The sequence below is a fragment of the Kribbella pratensis genome (assembly GCF_004365355.1).
Classification (GTDB): Bacteria; Actinomycetota; Actinomycetes; order Propionibacteriales; family Kribbellaceae; genus Kribbella.
Genome location: NZ_SODP01000005.1, coordinates 503,050 through 522,588, shown reverse-complemented (window position 1 = coordinate 522,588; position 19,539 = coordinate 503,050). Strand labels below are relative to the sequence as shown.

Annotated in this window: 20 protein-coding genes; 6 read left to right on the top strand and 14 right to left on the bottom strand. The window is 67.6% G+C overall.

The window, feature by feature from the left end; all coding sequences use genetic code 11:
- Window positions 1–125: 125 nt before the first annotated feature.
- Genes EV653_RS40625 through EV653_RS40580 form a run of 10 tightly spaced genes read right to left on the bottom strand, consistent with a single transcriptional unit; the run spans window position 126 to window position 9,278 of the window.
- Window positions 126–485: an ArsR/SmtB family transcription factor gene (locus EV653_RS40625; RefSeq protein ID WP_134111644.1), complete on the bottom strand. Its 360-nt coding sequence runs from the start codon at window positions 483–485 to the stop codon at window positions 126–128.
- Complete coding sequence (locus EV653_RS40620; protein WP_134111643.1) at window positions 482–676, bottom strand: metal-dependent transcriptional regulator; 195 nt, start codon at window positions 674–676, stop codon at window positions 482–484. Before EV653_RS40620 ends, EV653_RS40625 begins: the two co-directional genes overlap by 4 nt.
- Before the next feature lie 10 nt (window positions 677–686).
- A complete protein-coding gene (groL, locus tag EV653_RS40615; protein ID WP_134111642.1) occupies window positions 687–2,336 on the bottom strand; it encodes a chaperonin GroEL in 1,650 nt (549 codons plus the stop codon).
- 22 nt (window positions 2,337–2,358) lie between these two features.
- A complete protein-coding gene (locus EV653_RS40610; RefSeq protein WP_134111641.1) occupies window positions 2,359–3,384 on the bottom strand; it encodes an NAD(P)-dependent alcohol dehydrogenase in 1,026 nt (341 codons plus the stop codon).
- Complete coding sequence (locus tag EV653_RS40605) at window positions 3,381–4,115, bottom strand: iron-sulfur cluster assembly protein (protein WP_134111640.1); 735 nt, start codon at window positions 4,113–4,115, stop codon at window positions 3,381–3,383. The genes EV653_RS40610 and EV653_RS40605 overlap by 4 nt, the downstream gene beginning before the upstream one ends.
- A complete protein-coding gene (locus EV653_RS40600) occupies window positions 4,112–5,131 on the bottom strand; it encodes an amidohydrolase family protein (protein WP_134111639.1) in 1,020 nt (339 codons plus the stop codon). The genes EV653_RS40605 and EV653_RS40600 overlap by 4 nt, the downstream gene beginning before the upstream one ends.
- A gap of 6 nt (window positions 5,132–5,137) precedes the next feature.
- On the bottom strand, window positions 5,138–5,473 hold the full coding sequence (gene mimD / locus EV653_RS40595) for a propane 2-monooxygenase effector subunit MimD (protein WP_134111731.1): 336 nt from the start codon (window positions 5,471–5,473) through the stop codon (window positions 5,138–5,140).
- 2 nt (window positions 5,474–5,475) lie between these two features.
- A complete protein-coding gene (locus tag EV653_RS40590; RefSeq protein WP_134111638.1) occupies window positions 5,476–6,582 on the bottom strand; it encodes an aromatic/alkene monooxygenase hydroxylase subunit beta in 1,107 nt (368 codons plus the stop codon).
- Between the two features lies 1 nt (window position 6,583).
- Entirely contained in the window at window positions 6,584–7,624 is a 1,041-nt protein-coding gene (locus EV653_RS40585) for an FAD-binding oxidoreductase (RefSeq protein ID WP_134111637.1), read from the bottom strand.
- A gap of 10 nt (window positions 7,625–7,634) precedes the next feature.
- On the bottom strand, window positions 7,635–9,278 hold the full coding sequence (locus tag EV653_RS40580; RefSeq protein ID WP_134111636.1) for a methane monooxygenase: 1,644 nt from the start codon (window positions 9,276–9,278) through the stop codon (window positions 7,635–7,637).
- 141 nt (window positions 9,279–9,419) lie between these two features.
- On the opposite strand from EV653_RS40580, the gene EV653_RS40575 reads away from it, so the two are divergent.
- The 5 genes from EV653_RS40575 (at window position 9,420) to EV653_RS40555 (ending at window position 14,584) form a co-directional block, all read left to right on the top strand.
- The gene (locus tag EV653_RS40575) at window positions 9,420–11,111 is read left to right on the top strand and encodes a sigma-54-dependent Fis family transcriptional regulator (protein ID WP_202872059.1); all 1,692 of its coding nucleotides are present in this window, start codon (window positions 9,420–9,422) and stop codon (window positions 11,109–11,111) included.
- Between the two features lie 142 nt (window positions 11,112–11,253).
- A complete protein-coding gene (locus tag EV653_RS40570; RefSeq protein ID WP_134111634.1) occupies window positions 11,254–12,030 on the top strand; it encodes an amino acid ABC transporter ATP-binding protein in 777 nt (258 codons plus the stop codon).
- 50 nt (window positions 12,031–12,080) lie between these two features.
- Window positions 12,081–13,004 (top strand): glutamate ABC transporter substrate-binding protein, encoded by a 924-nt coding sequence (locus tag EV653_RS40565; RefSeq protein WP_134111633.1) that lies wholly within the window; start codon window positions 12,081–12,083, stop codon window positions 13,002–13,004.
- 66 nt (window positions 13,005–13,070) lie between these two features.
- Window positions 13,071–13,718 carry an amino acid ABC transporter permease gene (locus EV653_RS40560; RefSeq protein ID WP_134111632.1) on the top strand — a complete coding sequence of 216 codons (648 nt, stop codon included), beginning with the start codon at window positions 13,071–13,073 and terminating at the stop codon, window positions 13,716–13,718.
- Window positions 13,688–14,584, top strand: a complete 897-nt coding sequence (locus EV653_RS40555) for an amino acid ABC transporter permease (protein ID WP_134111631.1) — start codon at window positions 13,688–13,690, stop codon at window positions 14,582–14,584. The genes EV653_RS40560 and EV653_RS40555 overlap by 31 nt, the downstream gene beginning before the upstream one ends.
- A gap of 42 nt (window positions 14,585–14,626) precedes the next feature.
- On the opposite strand, the gene EV653_RS40550 is transcribed toward EV653_RS40555, so the two are convergent.
- Window positions 14,627–15,916 (bottom strand): aspartate aminotransferase family protein, encoded by a 1,290-nt coding sequence (locus EV653_RS40550; RefSeq protein WP_134111630.1) that lies wholly within the window; start codon window positions 15,914–15,916, stop codon window positions 14,627–14,629.
- Window positions 15,917–15,981: 65 nt separating this feature from the next.
- Between EV653_RS40550 and EV653_RS40545 the strand changes: the two genes are divergently transcribed.
- Entirely contained in the window at window positions 15,982–17,064 is a 1,083-nt protein-coding gene (locus EV653_RS40545; RefSeq protein WP_238160781.1) for an LOG family protein, read from the top strand.
- On the opposite strand, the gene pdxY is transcribed toward EV653_RS40545, so the two are convergent.
- Genes pdxY through rlmN form a run of 3 tightly spaced genes read right to left on the bottom strand, consistent with a single transcriptional unit; the run spans window position 17,057 to window position 19,510 of the window.
- Window positions 17,057–17,908 carry a pyridoxal kinase PdxY gene (gene pdxY / locus EV653_RS40540; protein WP_134111628.1) on the bottom strand — a complete coding sequence of 284 codons (852 nt, stop codon included), beginning with the start codon at window positions 17,906–17,908 and terminating at the stop codon, window positions 17,057–17,059. The genes EV653_RS40545 and pdxY overlap by 8 nt on opposite strands.
- The gene (locus EV653_RS40535) at window positions 17,905–18,375 is read right to left on the bottom strand and encodes a GNAT family N-acetyltransferase (RefSeq protein ID WP_134111627.1); all 471 of its coding nucleotides are present in this window, start codon (window positions 18,373–18,375) and stop codon (window positions 17,905–17,907) included. Before EV653_RS40535 ends, pdxY begins: the two co-directional genes overlap by 4 nt.
- Window positions 18,376–18,391: 16 nt before the next feature.
- The gene (rlmN, locus tag EV653_RS40530; protein ID WP_134111626.1) at window positions 18,392–19,510 is read right to left on the bottom strand and encodes a 23S rRNA (adenine(2503)-C(2))-methyltransferase RlmN; all 1,119 of its coding nucleotides are present in this window, start codon (window positions 19,508–19,510) and stop codon (window positions 18,392–18,394) included.
- Window positions 19,511–19,539 lie beyond the last annotated feature (29 nt).

Below are 19,539 nucleotides of genomic sequence, written 5' to 3'. Positions count from 1 at the left end.
TCAGCACTCCCGTAGCCCTGGATCAACGCACAGCGCCGCCGAGACGATACGTCCGGCATGCCTACGGCGGAAGTGATCCATCCCGCTCCGGCACGGGCAAGGGAAAACCTCCGAAACCAGCGGGGTCAGCCATTGCCGGCGAAGGGTGCTCGCCAGAACGGAGCTCGTCGGGGCGGGTCTGGTGCGAGGGTGCCGTCTGGCGCGACGTGCTCGAAGATCTGCTCGACGAGGGCCACGACGTGGGGGTCGTCGACGGTGTAGAACTGCCGCCGACCCTCGCGTCGTGCGCTGACCAGCCCGGCCAGGCGGAGCTTGGCCAAGTGCTGGCTCGCCGTCGGCACGCTGACACCCACCCTGGCCGCCAGCGTGCCGACGTCGTACTCACCACCACTCGCCAACGCGACCAGGTGCAGCCGGACCGGCGCCAGCAACAGGCCGAAGGTCCTGGCCGCGGTGGCGAGCTGTGGCGGGGTCGGCTCGATCACGCCCGCACCTTCGGCTGGATCGGCTCCCCGAACGGATCCCGCCTCGGATACCCGAGCGCCGCGTCGATCAGCTCCTCGAGCCGGTCACTCAACCCGTGCTCGAGCAGGAGCGCCTCCTCGTGCACCTCGTCCAGGGGTACGCCGAGAACCCGGTGCAGGAAGGTCTCCAGGAGTTGGTGCCGTCGGTTCATGGCCGCCCCCTCAATAGATGTTCGACGGACGGACCATGCCCTCGGCCAGATCGCCGAAGCCGGGCGCCATGATCGCGCCGGGGTTGCCGATGATCTCCTCGACGACCGCGGTCTCGGTGGTGAGGATCAGCGCGGCGATCGAGGCCGCGCTCTCCAGCGCCGCACGCGTGACCTTCAACGGATCGATCACGGCGTCCTCGACGAGATCGCCGTACTGACCGGTGAGCGCGTTGAAACCGTGCCCCGCGGGCAACGAAGCGACCTGTGCCACGACCTCGTCGCCGTCGTACCCGGCGTTGATCGCGATCCAGCGCAGCGGCTCCGGCAGCACGCGGCGTACGACCTCGCGTCCGATCGCCTCGTCACCGGACAGCTCCAGCTCCGATAGCGCAGCCTGGGCCTGCACGAGGACCGTCCCGCCGCCGGCCACGATGCCTTCCTCTAGCGCAGCCCGGGTCGCGGCGAGCGAGTCCTCGACGCGGAGCATCCGTTCCTTCAGCTCGACGCTCGTCGCGCCGCCGACCCGGATCACCGCGACCTTGCCCGCCAGCCGCGCCATCCGCAACTGCAGGCTGTCCTGGTCGGCGTCGATCTTGGCCCGCTCGAACTGCTTCTCCAGCTGGGAGATCCGCGCCTCCACCAGCGACGCGTCCCCGTGCCCACCGACGATCGTGGTGGTGTCCTCGGTGATCGTGATCCGGTCGCACGAGCCGAGGTGCTCGCGGGTCACGTCGGTGAGGTCGAGCCCGGTGTCCTTGGCGATCACCGAACCACCGAGCGCGGTCGCGAGATCCTCCAGCTCGGCGATCCGCCGGTGGCCGAACCCGGGCGCCCGCACGACGACCGACCGCATCGTGTTGTGCATGTTGCCGCCGACAAGCAGTTGCAGCGCCGGCCCGTCGACCTCCTCGGCGAGCACGACGAGCGGACGGTCCGCACGCTGCGCCACCTCGAGGGTCGGCATGATCTCCTGCACCTGCGTGATCTTCTTGTTGGTCAGCAGGATCAGCGGGCGGTCGTAGACGGTCTCCATCTGCTCCCGGTCGGTGACCATGTACGCCGACACGTACCCGTGGTCGAACTCGATGCCGTCGACAACCTCCACCGACATCCCGAGCGTGTCGGACTCCTCGGTGGTGACGACACCGTTGCGGCCGACCCAGTCGACCGCGTTCGCGATCACCTCGCCGATGATCTCGTCGTCGCTGGCCGCCAAGGTCGCGATGTGCTGCAGTTGCTCGCGGCCGTGAACCTCGACGGCCCGGCCGCGCAGTGCCTCGACCACCACCGGCACGGTCCGCTCGATGCCACGGCGTACCCGCATCGGGTTGGCGCCCGCATCGACCTCGCGCAGGCCTTCGCGGACCATCGCCTGGGCCAGCACGGTGGCCGTGGTGGTGCCGTCGCCGACCACGCCGTTGGTCTTCATCGCGACTTCCTTGACCAGCTGCGCGCCCATGTTCGCGAAGGGTTCGCGCAGCTGGATCTCGCGGGCGATCGTGACGCCGTCGTTGGTGATCGTCGGCGGGCCGGTCAGCTTCTCCAGCACCGCGTTGCGGCCCTTGGGCCCGAGCGTCACCTTGATCGCGTCGGCCAGCGCGTTCACGCCGGACTCGAGCAACCGCCGGGCGTCGGTGTTGAACCGCAGTTCCTTCGCCATGGTCTGCCTCCTGCTGGGATCGCTAGGGAATGAGGATCGCCCGGCCGCGGACGAGACCGCGGTCGAGGTCGTCGAGGGCCTGCTGGAACTCCTCCAGCGGGTACTTCGTGGTGTGCAGCGCGACCTTGCCCTGCGCGGCGAGCTCCATCAGGTCCTGCAGGTCGTTGTACGACCCGACCAGGTTGCCGATGAAGTTGATCTCGGTGGAGATCACGTCGATGGTCGGTACGTCGAGGTTCTCGCCGTACCCGACGACGTAGTAGTTGCCGGCCCGGCGCAGCATCTCGATCCCGTCCGAGGTGGCGCCGCCCTCGCCGACGAAGTCGATCACCGCTTCCGCGCCGTGCCGTCCGGTCAGCGCCCGGACCTGCTCCACGTGCGTGCCGTCGGCAACGATTCCGTGGTCGGCGCCGATCTCGACGGCCAGGTCGACCGCGGCCTGGTTGCGGTCGACGACGACCAGGGTGGCGGCCGAGATCGCCTTCATCACCTGGATGCCGATGTGACCGAGTCCACCCGCGCCGATGATGACGCAGACAGCGCCCGGCCGGAGCGTCCGCGCCGCCTTCGCCGCCGCGTGGTACGCCGTCAGCCCGGCGTCCGCGAGGGCGGCGACGTCCGCCGGCTCCAAAGAGTCGTCGATCTTGACGACGCTGCGGGCCGTCGTCCGCAGGTATTCGGCGTACCCGCCGTCGGTGTCGATCCCCGGGAACGCCGACGCCTCGCAGTGCACGTCGTCGCCGGACCGGCAGGCGCGGCAGAGTCCGCAGGTGATCAACGGGTGCAGGATCACTTTGTCGCCGACGGCAACGTTCGTGACGGCGTCGCCGATCGCGTGCACCCAGCCGGCGTTCTCGTGCCCGATCGTGTACGGCAGCATCACGCCGCTCTTCTCGGCCCACTGTCCTTCGAGGATGTGCAGGTCGGTCCGGCAGACCCCGGCGCCGCCGATCCGCACGACCACGTCGAGCGGCCCGGTGATCTTCGGCTCGGGAACATCGGCCAGTTGGAGCTTGGTGTGATAGCCGGTGACCTGGACGGCCTTCATCGACTCCTCCTCGTATTGGTGATCCGGGTTGTCGGCGGCTCGTCGTCGTACCGGGTCTTGAGCAGGCCGCGGCAGAAGTGCGCGTTGCCCTCGACCGAGATCCGGACGGCCTTCGCGAACCGCAACCGCAGCGACGCAGCCTCCGGTGGCACAGGTACGCCGTCGTCGTCGACCAGCACGAGATCCTCGGGCCGGATCCCGAGCCCGATGTCTGTCCGCCTGCGAAGCAATGCGTCTTTCTGCGGACCGCCGGGCAGGTGCCAGAGCGTGAGCCCCGGCAACTCCTCGATGGTCTTGCCGGTCGACCGGAGCAGCGCCATCACACACCGCTCCATCGCCGCCGTGTGCGCCTTGCGCTGGAAAGTACGGCGCAGTTCGTCGAGGTCCTGATCGGCCTCGTCGCCGAAGGTGCCGACATAGCCCGCGTTCGCGGCCAGGCCGGCGTTGATCTTGTCCGAGTCGTGGTGATCGTCGAGCAGCACACTCACCGCACCCACGCCCGGCACCCGACGCAGCGCGTCGACTGCGTCGGATGCCATCAGGTAGGCGAAGTTGGGTGCGCAGAACGAGGTCGGCAGCCGTAGGTGCACGGTCACGCCGGCATCGTCGATCCGGATCGACCGGACGAAGCCGAGGTCGGTGATGGGCTGGTCCAGCTCGGGATCGATGACGGTCGCCAGCGCCGCCACGACCTCGGCCTCCAACTCCAGCGATGCGGCGACCGCGATCATGACGCCACTGCTTCTTCGGTCGCCCCGACGCCGGCCGGCAGCCGCAGTTCCTCGGGTACGTCGAGGTCGTACAGGGCGGCCGCGTTCAGCCCGAGGATCTTCTTCTTCTGGGCCGTCGTGATCGGCGCGTACTCGGTCTGGTCCGCCGGGATCTGGAAGTCGACGAACTGCTCGACCAGCCACTTCGGCGTCCAGAGCGCGTAGTCGGACGAGAACAGGATCCGGTCCTCGCCGATCCAGTAGAGCAGTTCGCCGATGATCTGCGCGAAGTACCTGGGCCGGCTGTGGATGAACGGCATCGCGACCGCGAGACCGCCGTACACGTTGGGCTCCTGGGTGGCGATCCAGCAGAAGTCCTCGAGCCTGGGAAGTCCGACGTGCTCGACGATGAAGTTCAGCTCGGTGTAGTCGGTCGCCACCTGGTCGATGTCGGCGACGTCGAAGGCGTCCCGGTCCAGGGGTCTGATGGTGGGGCCCTTGTGGACGTGGATGTTCTTGATGCCGAGCTTCAGGCACTCCTCGAGATAGCGCCGCGACCACAAGCTGTCGAGCTTCCACCCGCGGGAGTCGCCGTTCCACTCGGCGGTGTAGAGCTTGACGCCCTTCAGCCCCATCCGGTCGGCGTCCTTGCGGAGCTGCTCGAGGCCGGCCTCCTCGTGGCGCGGATCCCACGCGTGGTTGTAGGTCAGCTTGTCCGGATGCGCCCGCGTCAGCGCGAGAGCGTCCTCGGTCTGGCCGAACCCGCGCTTGTAGAAGTCGCTCAGGATCGCGGGCTGGAAGATCGCGTGATCGACGTACCCGTCCTCGAAGAGGTCCTTCAGCAGCCGCTGCTCGCCGTAGTAGGTGTAGGTGTCGTAGTCCCACACGACCTCGGCCGGGCTGAGGTTCTTGTGGTAGTCGTAGAAGCAGTCGATGAACTGCTTGCCGTGGATGTTGCGCTGGTTCTCGGCCCGCGCGTCCCACAACGCGATGTGCGCGTCGCAGATGTAGTACTTCTCACCGTTCTTCTCGTACATGCGCGCTCACTTCGTGGTGAGGTCGAAGCCGATGTACTCGGCGGCGTCCTCGGGGCTGGCGAACAGGATGGTCTTGTCGTCCAGGTGCACCATCCGGCCGTAGTGGGTGGACGAGATCTCCTCGAACACCGACCCGTCGAAGTCCATCCCGAGCGCGTCGGACAGCTCGGCGTAGTCGAAGTCGAGCAGGCCGGTCCCGTCGACGCGGATCATCGACGGGTACTCCGTCAGCTCGACGCCGTCCTTCGCGCCCATCACCTGGGCGACGACACGGCCGATCGGGGTGTTCATCAAGGTCACGCCGGTCTTGTTGGAGAACTCGGCTTCAGATCCGAACTGCATGCTCACTGGTCCAGCTCCTTCGGGGTGTCGAGCCCGAGGTCCTCGAGCACGGAACGGAACTTCTGCTTGGCCGCGTCCAGGCTGTCCGCGAACGTGACCGACTTCTCGGCCGGCTGGGACCAGATCGGCTGCAGCGCGTGGGCGGCGTCGAGGCAGCGCGGCACCCAGGTCGCGAGCCACTCGCCGAACAGCACCTTGTTGGTCTCGCCGAACTCCGCGTCCCTGGTCAGCAGCCGGAACAGGTTGCGGCTGTACGAGAGGTCGCGGTCGTAGTCGTGCTCGCCGGTGCCGACGATCGTCGGCGTGATGTAGTCACCGTTGCGGGCCGCGATCTGCATCACCAGCTCGGTCCGGAACAGCGACCCGACCAGCTGCTCGAACACGATGTTGGTGGCGAAGAGCAGCTCGCACCAGTCGCCGACGGCGGTCAGCCGCTCGACCACCTCACGCGTCGGCTGCCACTCCGGCGCGCTCTGCCAGACCTCCTTGTGCGCCGAACCGTCGAACGGTACGTGCGCCTCCGACAGATCCAGGTTGAAGAGCGCGAGGTCCTGGGCGAACCGCATCTTGTGCGCGGCGTTCACAGCGACCGCGGTGTTGATCATGTTCGTCGGACCGGACCGCTGGATGCTGGTGAAGACGTGCAGCGCGAGCCCGTTCTCCGCGTGCATCCAGGCGCCGAGGTTCCGCTCGACGAACTTCAGCCACGCCGGGTTCCAGGCGTCGTACGCCCTGGCCCGCTTGGCGTTCTGCAGGCCGAGGTCGACCTGGCGGACGACCGCGGAGTTGTTCCGGTAGATCGTCTGGTTCCACTCCTCGTTCGGGTCGAGGAACGCGTGCCAGTTCGAGGACTTCGCGGCGGTCCACTCCTTCGGGTAGCCGCCGGGGCCGTTGCCGAAGCCGTAGATCCAGCCCTGGCTCAGGTGCCGATCGGGGTCCGGCTGGACGTCGACCGTGACGTCCTCGTACATCGTCGCCCGCAGCTTGGCCGGCTTGTAGTAGTTGTACGACCGGCTCTGCGAGCTCGGGAACTCCAGCGCGCCGGCCTCGGAGTCGGTGAACTCTATGCTCGGAAAACTGCGCTGTTTCGTCTGGGTGGTTTCGGTCATCTCAGGCTCCATCGGTAGCTGGGCTGGTGAACTTGTCGTAGAAGACCTGGTCCTTCGGCACGTTGCTTGCCTCCAGCAACGTCAAGGCGGCGTCGACCATCGGCGGCGGGCCGCACAGGTAGACCTCGCTGCGGTGCAGCTCGGGCTCGCGCCGTTCGACGATCTCGGTGACGTTGCCCTCCTCCACCTGGAGTCCCTCTGAGTCCTGAGCCGACTCGGACAGGCAGGCGATGAACTCGAAGCCGGTGAGGTCCGCACCGAGCTCCTTGATCGCCTCCAGGTAGAACAGGTCGGCCGCCGTCCGCGCGCCGTAGTAGAACCGGACCGGACGCGTACTGCCGGTCTCCTTCAGGTGCCGCAGGATCGACAGGATGGGCGCCATCCCCGCCCCGCCGGCCACGCAGACCACCGGCAACACGTGCCCGTCCTTCAACGTCGACGAGCCATACGGGCCGGTCATGGACAGTTCGTCGCCGACCGCCAGGCCGTCGTCGAGCAGGCCGGAGAACCGGCCGCCGGGGTACTTCTTGATCAGGAACTCGATCTCACCCGATGGTGTCCCGGGTGTTGTGGCCATCGAGAACGAGCGGTGTTCGTCGGTGCCGGGGATCGTGATGTCGACGTACTGCCCCGGCCTGAAGTCGAACTGCTCGGCGGGTTCGAGCCGCAGCGACACGATGTCGCGGGTGACCCGTTCGATCGCCGCGACCCGCGTGCCGACGGTCCGGATCGGGATGCCGCCGAGCAGTTCGTCCTCGTCGTAGTTCAGCAGCTCGATCGTGCAGTCGCTGTACGCGTGCGACTTGCAGAGCAGCACGTAACCCTCGGCCACCTCCGCGTCGTTGCAGGCGAACGTCGAGTAGCGCTCCATCTGGATGTCACCCTCGAGCAGGTACGACTTGCACGCCGAGCACTGCCCTTCCCGGCAGCCGTGCATCAGATGGATCCCCTGCCGGAACGCGGCGTCGAGGATCTTCTCCTCCTCGCCGACCTCCATCTCGATGCCGACCGGTTCGAACTGGATACGGTGCTTGTCGGCCACCGGGTCCTCCTCAGGCTGCCGGGTGGGTGGAGGCGGTTCCGTTGGCCTTGTAGGCCGCGATGTGGGCCTCGCGCTCGGCGTCGGACATCTCGTTGAGCAGCACGTTCGGGCTCATGAACGTGTTGCCGCGGACGTCGTCGAGGGTCCACATCTTCTTCGGGTCCAGGTCGAGGTGCGGCTGGCCGATCAGGGTCTTGCCGTCGTCGCGCACGTACCCGAGGTCCTGCACGATGTCGGCCAGGTCCTTGTTGTGGTGCAGGGTCTCCCACTCGCGGAAGCCGGTCAGGCGGCCCATGTTCGGGGTCGGCCGGCCGTCGTACTCACCGCGGAACGCGACCGCGTCGGTCCAGTAGCAGGTCTCCGAGCAGTAGGTGCGCCACTGGTCGTCGACCTTCTCGGTGACCATGTCCTCGCGGATCAGCGCCGGCACCATGCAGGTCCAGCAGCGGTGCGGGTACTGGTAGCCGACCTCTTCGAACGCGATCGGCTTGTTCTTGCCGGGGTACGCGAGCCGGTTGTAGTTCTCCCACCACTTGCCGTACTTCGAGTACCAGCCGGGGTACTTCTCCTCGAACCACTCGAAGTCCTTGTCGGTCATCGCGTCGATCCGCCAGTAGTTCACCGGCCAGCCGGTGGCGAAGAACCGCGCGACCTCGTGCACGTAGCCCTTGGTGGTGATCCGGTTCCACGCTTCCTCGACCAGGTCGTGCGGAATCGTGAGGCCGTACTTCTCCAGCGGCAGCAGGTAGCTGCGGTAGTAGTCGTCGTAGATCCACCGCCGCCACATCTCCGCATAGCTCTCCCGGTCCTTGCGCCGGTCCTTCGTGCCGTACTCGATGAACGTGCCGATCGCGGCATCCACGACACAGTGGTTGTTCCACCACGCGTAGCGCAGGTCGCGTTCCAGCAGCGGCCGGTTGCGCTCGTCGGCCAGCGCCATCAGCAGGATCGAGTACCCGTTGCTGATGTGCCGCGACTCGTCGGACTGGACCGAGTGGAAGACCGTCGGCAACAGGTAGTCGCCGTTGGCCGCGGCCTCGTCCGGCATCGCCACGAACAGCGTGTTGGTGAAGGCGGTCTCCGCGACGACGGTCAGGTAGATGTTCGCCGCGGTGATCGCGTCACCGGTGATGAACCCCTCGCCGAACTGCCGGCCGATGGTGCCCGCGTAGTTGTTCGCGAACGCCTTCTCGGTCATGTCGAAACCGGCCGGGTCGATGTAGTTGTTCATGTACAGGCGCTTGAGGTTCATCTGGATCGTCGAGTGCCTGACCTCGTCGATCATCTGTACGGCGAGCCCGTTGTGGATCTCCGGGTTCGGTACGGCGTCGATCGCCATCGGCATCGCCCGGGCCGCGGAGATCTCCGGGAACGGGATGATGCTGAGGAACAGCTTCTGCCACTCCAGCCAGCGCTGCTGCACCTGACGGAACATGTTGCCGCGGATCGCGCCGTCCATGGCGCCGTACACGCGGTTGTCCTTCTCCTCCTCCATCGGGAAGTAGGACCGCATGATCTGCTTCAGCGGATCCTTCTTCGGCGCCTTCTCGAAGGTGTAGTCGGTGCCGAACCGGGTCGCCGGGGTCGCGAACGTCGGTTCCCAGGACAACTCGGTGATCTTGGCGTGGGCCTTGGTAAGACTCTGCCTGCTCAATGTGGGCCTCCATCATCGGGGTTGATAGGAGATGAAAGCCGCCTGACGGACGTCTCCGTGTCTCAATGTGAGATGGCGGTCACAGCCTGGGCAGCTACCGTTGGTCGAAGTTCGCTGGTGACGGACGTGAAGGAGACCGCTATGGGCGCTGCACAGCCGGTCCGAGATCCCATCCGAGTGTCGTGGGAGCGCTCACAGGCGTCGCAGGTCGACGTCGACCGCCCCGCCCCGAAGTACTTCGACCGGATCGACCGCGAGACGACGCTGATGCGGGCGGCCCGGCCCGTGATCGACGCACTGTCGTCGGAGCTGCACAACGAGCCGGTCTGCATCATCCTGACCGACGCCAAAGGCGTCGTCCTCGACCGCCGCGGCGGCGACCCGTCCCTGCTGCGTCGGCTGGATTCGGTCGACCTCGCGCCTGGATTCCAGTACGCCGAGTCCGCCGTCGGCACGAACGGGATCGGTACTGCGCTCGAGGTGGGCGGACCGATCCTGATCGACGGAGCCGAGCATTACAACGGGAAGCTGCGGATGTTCTCGTGCGCCGGCGCCCCGATCACGCATCCCGTCACCGGCGGCCTGCTCGGCGTACTCGACATCACCACCCAGGCCAGGAACTCGAACTCGATCCTGCTGTCGTTCGCCAAACTCGCCGCGCGGCGGATCCACGACCGCGTCGTCGAGGAGGCGAACGCGCTCGACCACGCCTTGCTGAGCGACTACTACGCGGCCTGCCGGCACAGCGGCGGTCCGGTGCTGGCGCTCGGCGACGAGGTGTTCATGATGAACGCCTACGCCCAGGCCCGGTTCGACGCCAACGACCAGGCGGCGCTCATCGACCGCACGCGGGATGCGCGCGGCGGCACCAAACCGCTTGTATTCATTACCGATCTACCCAGCGGGACTACCGCGCGACTGGCCTATCGCCCGACCTTCCTCGGCGACACCTTGGCCGGCGGCGTGATCCAGATCAAGGAGCAACGGGCGCCGGTCCGCAGTCCCCAGGGCGCCCGGGCGCCGTTGATTCCCGGGACGACCGGGACGAGCGCGGTCTGGCAGCACGTCACGCAAGAGCTGCTGGAGGCGTGCAGCCGGTCCGAGTGGCTGATCGCCGACGGCGAGGCGGGGACGGGCAAGCTGACCATGCTGCGCGCCGTACGCCGGCATGTGGCGCCTGAGCGCCGGCTCGTCGTACTCGATCCTGAGGCGATGGGCGACGACCTGCTGACCGAGGCACGGGCCGAGCTGGATTCCGGCGCCGACCTGATCGTCCGGCGGGCGCACCTGCTGACCGGCGAGGTCCTCGACGGACTGACCGAATTGCTGCAGAACGTCCGGGACGGCGCGATCGCCGGCGACGCCTGGGTCGCGCTCACGCTGCCGGCCGACCGGTCCGAGATCGCCGACGAGCTGCTCGCGTTCTTCCCCCGGGCCGTCGAGGTGCCGCCGCTGCGGCATCACGTCGAGGACATTCCCGCGCTGGTCCGGTCGTTGCTTGCCAAGGCGGGCATCAGCGGCCTCACCTTCTCTCCCGCCACGATGAACCAGCTGATGCGGCTGCCGTGGTCGGGAAACATCACCCATCTGCGCGCTGTCCTCACCGCGGTCGCCAGGCGACGCCGGTCAGGGGTGGTCGAGTTGGCCGACCTGCCGCCCGAGTGCAGAGCCACCACCCGCCGGCAGCTGACCCCGATCGAGGCCCTCGAACGGGACGCGATCGTCGACGCGCTCTCGACGTACGACGGCGACAAGAAGGCTGCCGCGGCAGCGTTGGGAATGTCACGCGCGACGATCTATCGCAAGATTCGCGAGTACGGAATCGTCACCTGAGCGGGCGAGCCGCTCACAAACGAACAATCGCGAGCAGTCCGTGACCACCGGGCTACGGTCAGCGCCGGTTTATTGCAGATCGTTACCAAGGGGGTACCACCCGGGCCTGCGACCGCACCCCCGGCTCCAGTAGGTTCTGGCCATGAGCGATTCCGGCACTCTCACGCCAGACACTCAGAACAGGGCCGGGTTGGTGGCACTGTCCGGTGTCAACAAACACTTCGGCGAACTGCACGTGCTGAAGGACATCGACCTGTCCATCGCCAAGGGCGAGGTCGTGGTCGTGATCGGCCCGTCCGGTTCCGGGAAGTCAACGCTCTGCCGCGCGATCAACCGGCTGGAACCCATCGACTCGGGCAGCATCCTGCTGGACGGTGAGCCGCTGCCCAGTGAGGGCAAGGCGCTGGCCAGGCTGCGTGCCGACGTCGGCATGGTGTTCCAGTCGTTCAACCTGTTCGCGCACAAGACGATCCTGCAGAACGTCACCCTCGGCCCGCTCAAGGTTCGCAAGACCGACCCGAAGCAGGCCGAGAAGCGGGCGATGGAACTGCTGGAGCGGGTGGGGGTCGCGAACCAGGCCTCGAAGTACCCGGCTCAGCTGTCCGGTGGCCAGCAGCAGCGCGTCGCGATCGCGCGGGCGCTGGCCATGGACCCCAAGGTCATCCTCTTCGACGAGCCCACCTCGGCGCTCGACCCGGAGATGATCCAGGAGGTCCTCGAGGTGATGATCGATCTGGCCAAGCAGGGCATGACGATGGTCGTGGTCACGCACGAGATGGGCTTCGCCCGCACCGCCGCGAACCGGGTGGTGTTCATGGCCGACGGCGAGATCGTCGAAGAGTCCGACCCGGAGACCTTCTTCACCAACCCGACCTCCCGGCGGGCCCAGGACTTCCTCGGCAAGATCCTGAAGCACTGAGCTCCCGCCCGCGGCTGTAGCTGTAGTAACCAACGAAGGGGAACCAGATCATGAGAATGCGCAACCTCGTCGCCACTCTCGGCGTCGGTGCGCTCGCGCTGACCGCCGTTGCCTGTGGCAAGGACGAGCCTGCCGCCAGTGGCGGCGGTGGCGGCAACGCTTCCGACTCCTGCGGCGACCTGCACAAGTTCACCACCGCGTCCGGCGTGGATGTGGCCGGCAGCCCGACCTTCACCAAGATGAAGTCCGCCGGCAAGGTAACCGTCGGCGTCAAGGCCGACCAGCCGAACCTCGGCTACAAGGACGCAGGGGGCAAGCGCTGCGGTTTCGACATCGAGGTCGCCCGGATGATGGCGGCCGGCCTCGGCTTCGACCCGGACAAGATCGAGTACAAGGAGATCCCGTCCGCGAACCGCGAGACCGCGATCGCCGGCGGTGAGGTCAACTACTACGTCGGCACCTACTCGATCACCGACAAGCGCAAGAAGCAGGTCTCGTTCGCCGGCCCGTACTTCATCGCCGGCCAGGACCTGCTGGTCCGCAAGGACGACACCTCGATGGACGCCGGCAAGACCGCGCTGAAGGGCAAGAAGGTCTGCTCGGCGACCGGTTCGACGCCGATCCAGCGGGTCAAGGACGAGCAGCTCACCGAGGCGAGCAACATCTCCGAGTTCAAGACCTACTCGGAGTGCGTCTCGCAGTTGCTGGACAAGAAGACCGACGCGGTCACCACCGACGACGCGATCCTCAAGGGCTACGCGGCCACCGCGCCCGACCAGCTGCGCGTGGTCGGCAAGCCGTTCAGCACCGAGAAGTACGGCATCGGCCTGCCGCTGGCCGACAAGGCGCTGCGCGACAAGATGAACTCGATCCTGGAGACGTCGGCCTCCGACGGCACCTGGAAGGCGATCTACGACGAGACGCTCGGCAAGTCGGGTTCGACCTCGACCCCGCCGCCGCTCGAGAAGTACTGATCCAGATCCGGCCGCGGCGTCCGTACGGGCGCCGCGGCCGGACCACGTCTTTGCAGGAAGGTCGCGATGTTCTCGGTCCTCACCGACAACTGGGATCTGTTCGGACAGGGTTTCTGGACCACGATCAAGTTGTTCCTGATCTCCGGCGTGCTCAGCCTGGTGCTCGGCACCCTGCTCGGCACGTTCCGGGTCTCCCCGGTGCCGGCCCTGCGGGGCGTCGGCACCGGCTACGTGAACATACTGCGGAACACCCCGCTGACCCTGGTGTTCGCGTTCCTGGTCTTCGGCGCACCGAAGATGAACATCGAGCTGCCGTCGTTCTTCTGGTCCGCGGTGGTCGCGCTGACGATCTACACGTCGGCGTTCATCTGCGAGGTGGTCCGATCCGGCATCAACACGATCCCGCCCGGGCAGACCGAGGCCGGCCGGGCGATCGGCATGTCGTTCATCCAGGTGCTGTCGGTGATCGTGCTGCCGCAGGCGTTCCGCGCGATCCAGCCGCCGCTGATGAGCGTGCTGATCGCGCTGCTGAAGAACACCACGATCGCGGCCGGCTTCTCGGTCGCCGAGGCAGGCGCGATCCCGGCGGCGATGGCCGAGCGCGGTGAGAACCAGATGCTCACGCTGGTGTGGATCACCATCGGCTTCCTGATCCTCATCGTCCCCCTGATCTTCCTGCAGCGATGGGCCGAACGACGGACGGCGGTGGCCTGATGAGCGCGTTGTACGACGTTCCCGGACCGCGGGCGCAGCTCCGCAACCGGGTCCTGAACGTGGTCGTGATCCTGCTGGTGGCCGGCGCCGTCGCCTGGGTCGTCTACCGGCTGAACGCGACCGGCCAGTTCGAGAGCCGCCGGTGGGTCCAGTTCCAGTACACGGCGATCCAGAGGCAGCTGCTGGACGGTCTGCTGAACACGCTGAAGGCGGCCGGTCTCGCCGCGGTGCTGGCGATGATCATGGGTGCGGTGTTCGCCGCGGCCCGGATCAGCGATCACAAGTGGGTCCGGGTGCCGGCGACGTTCGTCGTCGAGCTGTTCCGGGCGATCCCGCTGCTGATCCTGATGTTCTTCTTCTACTACGGCAGCCTGCAGTACCACCTCGGCCTGACGCCGTTCTGGGCGGTCGTGTTCGGTCTGACGCTCTACAACGGCTCGGTGCTCGCGGAGATCTTCCGGGCCGGCATCGCCGCGGTGCCGAAGGGTCAGCGCGAGGCGTCGTACGCGATCGGCCTGCGGAAGAACCAGGTGGTCCGGCTCGTACTGTTGCCGCAGGCCATCAGTGCGATGCTGCCGGCCATCGTCAGCCAGCTGGTCGTGCTGCTGAAGGACACCGCGCTCGGCTTCATCATCACGTACGCCGAGTTGCTGTACGTCGCCAAGCAGATGGGCGGCCGGCTGCAGTACGGGTTCCCGTACATCCCGACGTACATCGTCGTCGCGGTGATCTACATCGGCCTGTGCTCGCTGCTGTCGCTGCTGGCCCGCTACCTCGAGGGCCGCTCCCGGCGCCGCCGCAAGATCACCGGCGCGCCACCGCCGTCGGCTGCCGAGGCAGCCACTTCGGCGGAAGCCCCGCTCTGACGCAGCAGCGCCCCGGTCCTGGACCGGGGCGCTGTTGTGTGGTCAGCGCAGAGTGCCGAAGGATTCGCGGATGATTTCCAGGGCTTCGGCGGCTTCGTCCTCGGTCAGCGTCATCGGGGGCGCCATCCGCAGTACATTGCCGTAGAGACCGCCCTTGCCGACCAGGAGCCCGCGGTTCTTCGTCTCCTGCTGGAGTTTGGCGGTGCTTGCCGCGTCGGGGGTGTTGTCGTCCGGCTTGACGATCTCGGCGGCCAGCATCAGGCCCTTGCCGCGGACGTCGCCGAGCTCCGGATACTCGTCGGAGATCCCGCGCAGGCCGTCGACCAACTGGGCGCCGCGCTTGGCCGCGTTCGCCTGCAGGTCCTTGTCGAGCAGGTAGTCGATCGTTGCCTTCGCCGCGCTGGTCGAGATCGGGTTGCCGCCGAAGGTGGACAGCGAGTTCGCCTTGACGCTGTCCATCAGCTCGGCCCTGGCGACCACGCCGCCGATCGCGAACCCGTTGCCGAGGCCCTTCGCGAACGTCATCGCATCCGGGACGACGTCGTGCGCCTGGATGCCCCAGAAGTGGTCGCCGGTCCGGCCCCATCCGGTCTGTACTTCGTCGGAGATGAAGAGGATCCCGTACTCGTCCAGGACCTCCTTGAACGCGGCGTACAGCCCGTCGGGTGGTGACGAGAACCCGCCGACGCCCTGGATCGGCTCCGCGATCAGGCAGGCGACGTCGCCGGAGGTCGTGGTCTCGATGACGTTGCGCAGGTCGTCGACGCAGACCTTGACGTAGTCGGCGTCCGACAGATCCCGGAACGGACTGCGGTAGCGGTACGCACCCTGGACGTACTGCACGTTCACCGGCGACAGGCTGCTCGCGGACCAGCCGCGGTTGCCGGTGATCGCGACCGTGCCGAACGCGCGGCCGTGGTACGAGTTCCGCATCGCCAGGACCTGGTTGGAGCGGCGGTTCTGGGTGGCGAGCAGCAGGGCCGTCTCGTTCGCCTCGGTGCCGGAGTTGGCGAAGAACACCTTCGCGTCCGGGATCCCGGACAGCTCGGCGATCTGCTCGGCCAGCTCGATCTGCTTGCGGATCAGGTACACCGTCGAGGTGTGCGCGACCCCGGTGCCGAGCTGCTCACGCACCGCGTCCGAGATCTCCGCGATGTCGTACCCGATCGCGTTGGTCAGGATGCCGGCGAAGAAGTCGAGGTAGGTGTTGCCCTCACCGTCGGTGACCCGGCGGCCGGACCCTTCCACGATCTCGATCGGCTCCTCGTAGTACAACGCGAGCCAAGCCGGCATGACGGCCTTGTGACGCTCCCAGAGCTCCGCATGTGTCATGGGGCAAGCATTACACCGGTTGACCGATAGCGCAGGTCTATGACGTTAAGGTGCTCTGCGTGACAATGCCGAGCATCCCGCATGTGGATATCGAGTCGCTGGAGCACTTCGACCGCCTGCTCGCCGCCGGGGCCACCGCGATGGCAGGCTGGCGGGTGCAGTCGGTGGATCTCACCCGGCGGACGGCGGAGATCGTGGGACTCAAGCCGATGGGCTCGCTGTTCCTCGGCTGCGTGCTGGAGGAGAAGGCAGACGCCTGGGTCCGCGACGGCGGCGGACTGGTGTTCCCGGCGATCCCGGCACTCCCCTTCGACGCGTACCGCGGCCGCCTGTACGACGCCGACGAGCTGTACGCCGGCCTCGAGGACGGGTACGACGCCACGCCGGACGCCCGCATCTACGCCTGGTCCCGCCAGCAGGACGAGAAGGGCGACACCAGCCGCACCCTGGCCGCGGCACTCCACGACCACGCCATCGCGGACGCCCTGAGCGAACTACCCGACGACAAGCCTTGGGTCGGCGTCATGGGCGGCCACGGTGTACTGCGAGGCACCGACGACTACCGCTCCGCCGTACTGCTCGGCCGTGAGCTCTCCCGCACGGGCCGCGTGGTCGTGACCGGCGGCGGTCCGGGCGCGATGGAGGCCGCCAACCTCGGCGCATCGCTGGCGTCGTACGACGATGCCGCTGTCGAGGATGCTCTCGCCGAGCTGGCCGCCGTACCGTCCTTCCGTCCGTCGATCGGCGCGTGGGCGACCACCGGCCTGAACGTCCGCGCCCGCTACCCCGGCGACGGCGGCGTGTCGATTCCGACCTGGTTCTACGGCCACGAGCCGCCGAACGTGTTCGCCTCGGCGATCGCGAAGTACTTCTCGAACGCCCAGCGCGAGGACGTTCTCCTCGGCCGGGCCCGTGGCGGCATCGTCTACCTGACCGGCGCCGCCGGCACGGTCCAGGAGGTCTTCCAGGCGGTCACCCCGAACTACTACGGTGACGCAGCGACCCAGATCCCGCTGATCCTCGTAGGCACCGACTACTGGACCACCGAGCTGCCCGTCTGGCCGCTCCTCCAGGCCCTCGCAGCCGACCACGCGATGCCGATCCACCTCGTGGAGACCATCGACGAGGCTGCCGGCCTGATCAGCTGACTCGCTGGGGCTTGAACTGCATCTTCGGGTTGGCGTACGCGTCCTGGGACTCAACCAGCTGCAGCTCGCGCTCGCCGGACTCGTGGGTGCGCGTGAGCAGGTCGAAGACGCTCGACGTCGTCCGCGCGAGAGCCTCCGCGAGATCGCCGGTACTGCGGTAGTGCGCCGTGAACAGCGCGGCCGTCACATCACCCGAGCCGTTCGCCTTCATCGGGATGTACGGCGTCTGCACGAGCCATGCGCCGCTGTCGTCGACGGCCAGCATCTCGATCGTGCCGTCCTCGCGGTCGGGGCGCTCGACGCTGGTGACCAGCACCGTCCGCGGGCCGGTCGCTCGCACCAGCTTGACCGAGGCCAGCGTGGACTCGAGGGTGTCCGGCTCGGTGCCGGTCAGGAAGCCCAGCTCGAACTGGTTCGGCGTGATGATGTCGGCCGCCGGAACCACCCGGTCGCGCAGCAGCACCGGAATGGCGGGCGCGACGAAGCAGCCGGACTTGGCGTTCCCCATCACGGGGTCACAGGAGTACACGGCGGTCGGATTGGCCGCCTTGACCCGCTCCACCGCCTCCAGGATCACGTCGGCGATCCCTTCGCCACCCTGGTAGCCCGAGAGCACCACGTCGATCTGCGGAAGGACACCGCGGTCCTCGATCCCGAGCAGAACCTCACGTACGTCGTCCGGGCTGATCATCGGCCCACGCCAGGCCCCGTAGCCGGTGTGGTTCGAGAAGTTCACCGTGTACACCGGCAGCACCTCGACACCGATCCGCTGCAGCGGGAACACCGCCGCGGAGTTACCCACATGCCCGTACGCAACGGCCGACTGAATCGAAAGGATCTTCACCCCCCGATCATCCCATCAAGCCTCATCGTCAACTTCACGTCCTCTTCTTCGAAGCCGAGGCGCTGGTAGAACGAGCGGGCGTTGGTGTTGGCTGCACCGGTGTCGAGGGTGATGGAGTGGAGGCCGAGTTCCTGGGCGTGCGCGGCGACGGCGTCGATCAACGCCCGCCCGACGCCGCGGCCTTCGTGGTGCGGGTCGACGGCGAGCTCGCCGACGTACAACTCGGGAACGCCGGACCAGTGCGGGCGCTCCTCACCGGCCGCGAAGCCGAGCACCGCGTCGTCCTCGTCGGCGACGAACACGAAGCGCCCTGGCTCGGCAGCTCGCGCCAGCGCCTCCACGACCCAGCCGGTGACGGCCGACAACACCAGCTCTTCCGGTCGCCAGGCGGCGACCCCCTCGGTGAGGCGGGGCGCCAGGGCGAGTACGGCTGAGCGATCCGCCTCTTCGAACCGTCGAACGCGCATGCGCCCAGTCTGTCGGCTACTTGCTCGCAGCGGCGAGCTGGCCGCAGGCGCCGTCGATCTCCTGGCCGCGGGTGTCGCGGACGGTGGTGGGGATGCCGGCGGCCTCGAGGCGACGGACGAACTCGCGCTCGTCGGCCGGGTCGGAGGCGGTCCACTTCGAGCCGGGGGTCGGGTTCAGCGGGATCAGGTTGACGTGCACCCAGCCCCAGTCGCCGCGCGCGTTCAGCTTCTCCGCGAGCAGGTCGGCCCGCCAGGCGTGGTCGTTGATGTCGCGGATCATCGCGTACTCGATCGAGACCCGCCGCTTGGTCTGCCGCGCGTACCCCCAGGCCGCGTCGAGCACCTCGTCGACCTTCCAGCGGTTGTTGATCGGCACCAGCTCGTCGCGCAGCTCGTCGTCCGGCGCGTGCAGCGACAGCGCGAGCGTGACCGGGATCCCCTCGGTCGCGAGCTGGTTGATCCGCGGCACCAGCCCGACCGTCGACACCGTCACACCACGCGCCGAGATCCCCAGCCCCTCCGGCGACGGATCGGTGAACCGGCGTACGGCGCCCATCACGGCCTTGTAGTTGGCCATCGGCTCGCCCATGCCCATGAACACGATGTTGCTGACCCGCCCCGGCCCACCGGCGATCTCGCCGCGCGCCAGCGCCCGTGCGCCGTCGACGACCTGCTCGACGATCTCCGCGGTCGACATGTTCCGCGTGAGTCCGCCCTGGCCGGTCGCGCAGAACGGGCACGCCATCCCGCAACCGGCCTGCGAGGACACGCACATCGTCGCGCGGCCCGGATACCGCATCAGGACGGACTCGACCAGCGAACCGTCGAGCAGCTTCCACAGCGTCTTCCGGGTCTCCCCGTTGTCGCACTCGAGATCACGGACGCGGGTCAGCAGCGGCGGCATCAGGTCGGCGACCAGCTTGTCGCGGGTCGCGGCCGGCAGGTCGGTCATCTCGGCCGGGTCGGACACCAGCCGGGAGAAGTAGTGGTTGGACAGCTGCTTGGCCCGGAACGCGGGCTCACCCAGCGCGGCGACCGCAGTACGGCGCTCCTCCCCCGTGAGGTCGGCCAGGTGCCGCGGCGGCTTCTTGGCACGGCGCGGCTCATCGAACACAAGGGGAAGGGAGGTAGTCATAACCGATCTATTGTCGCAAGGCCGGTCAA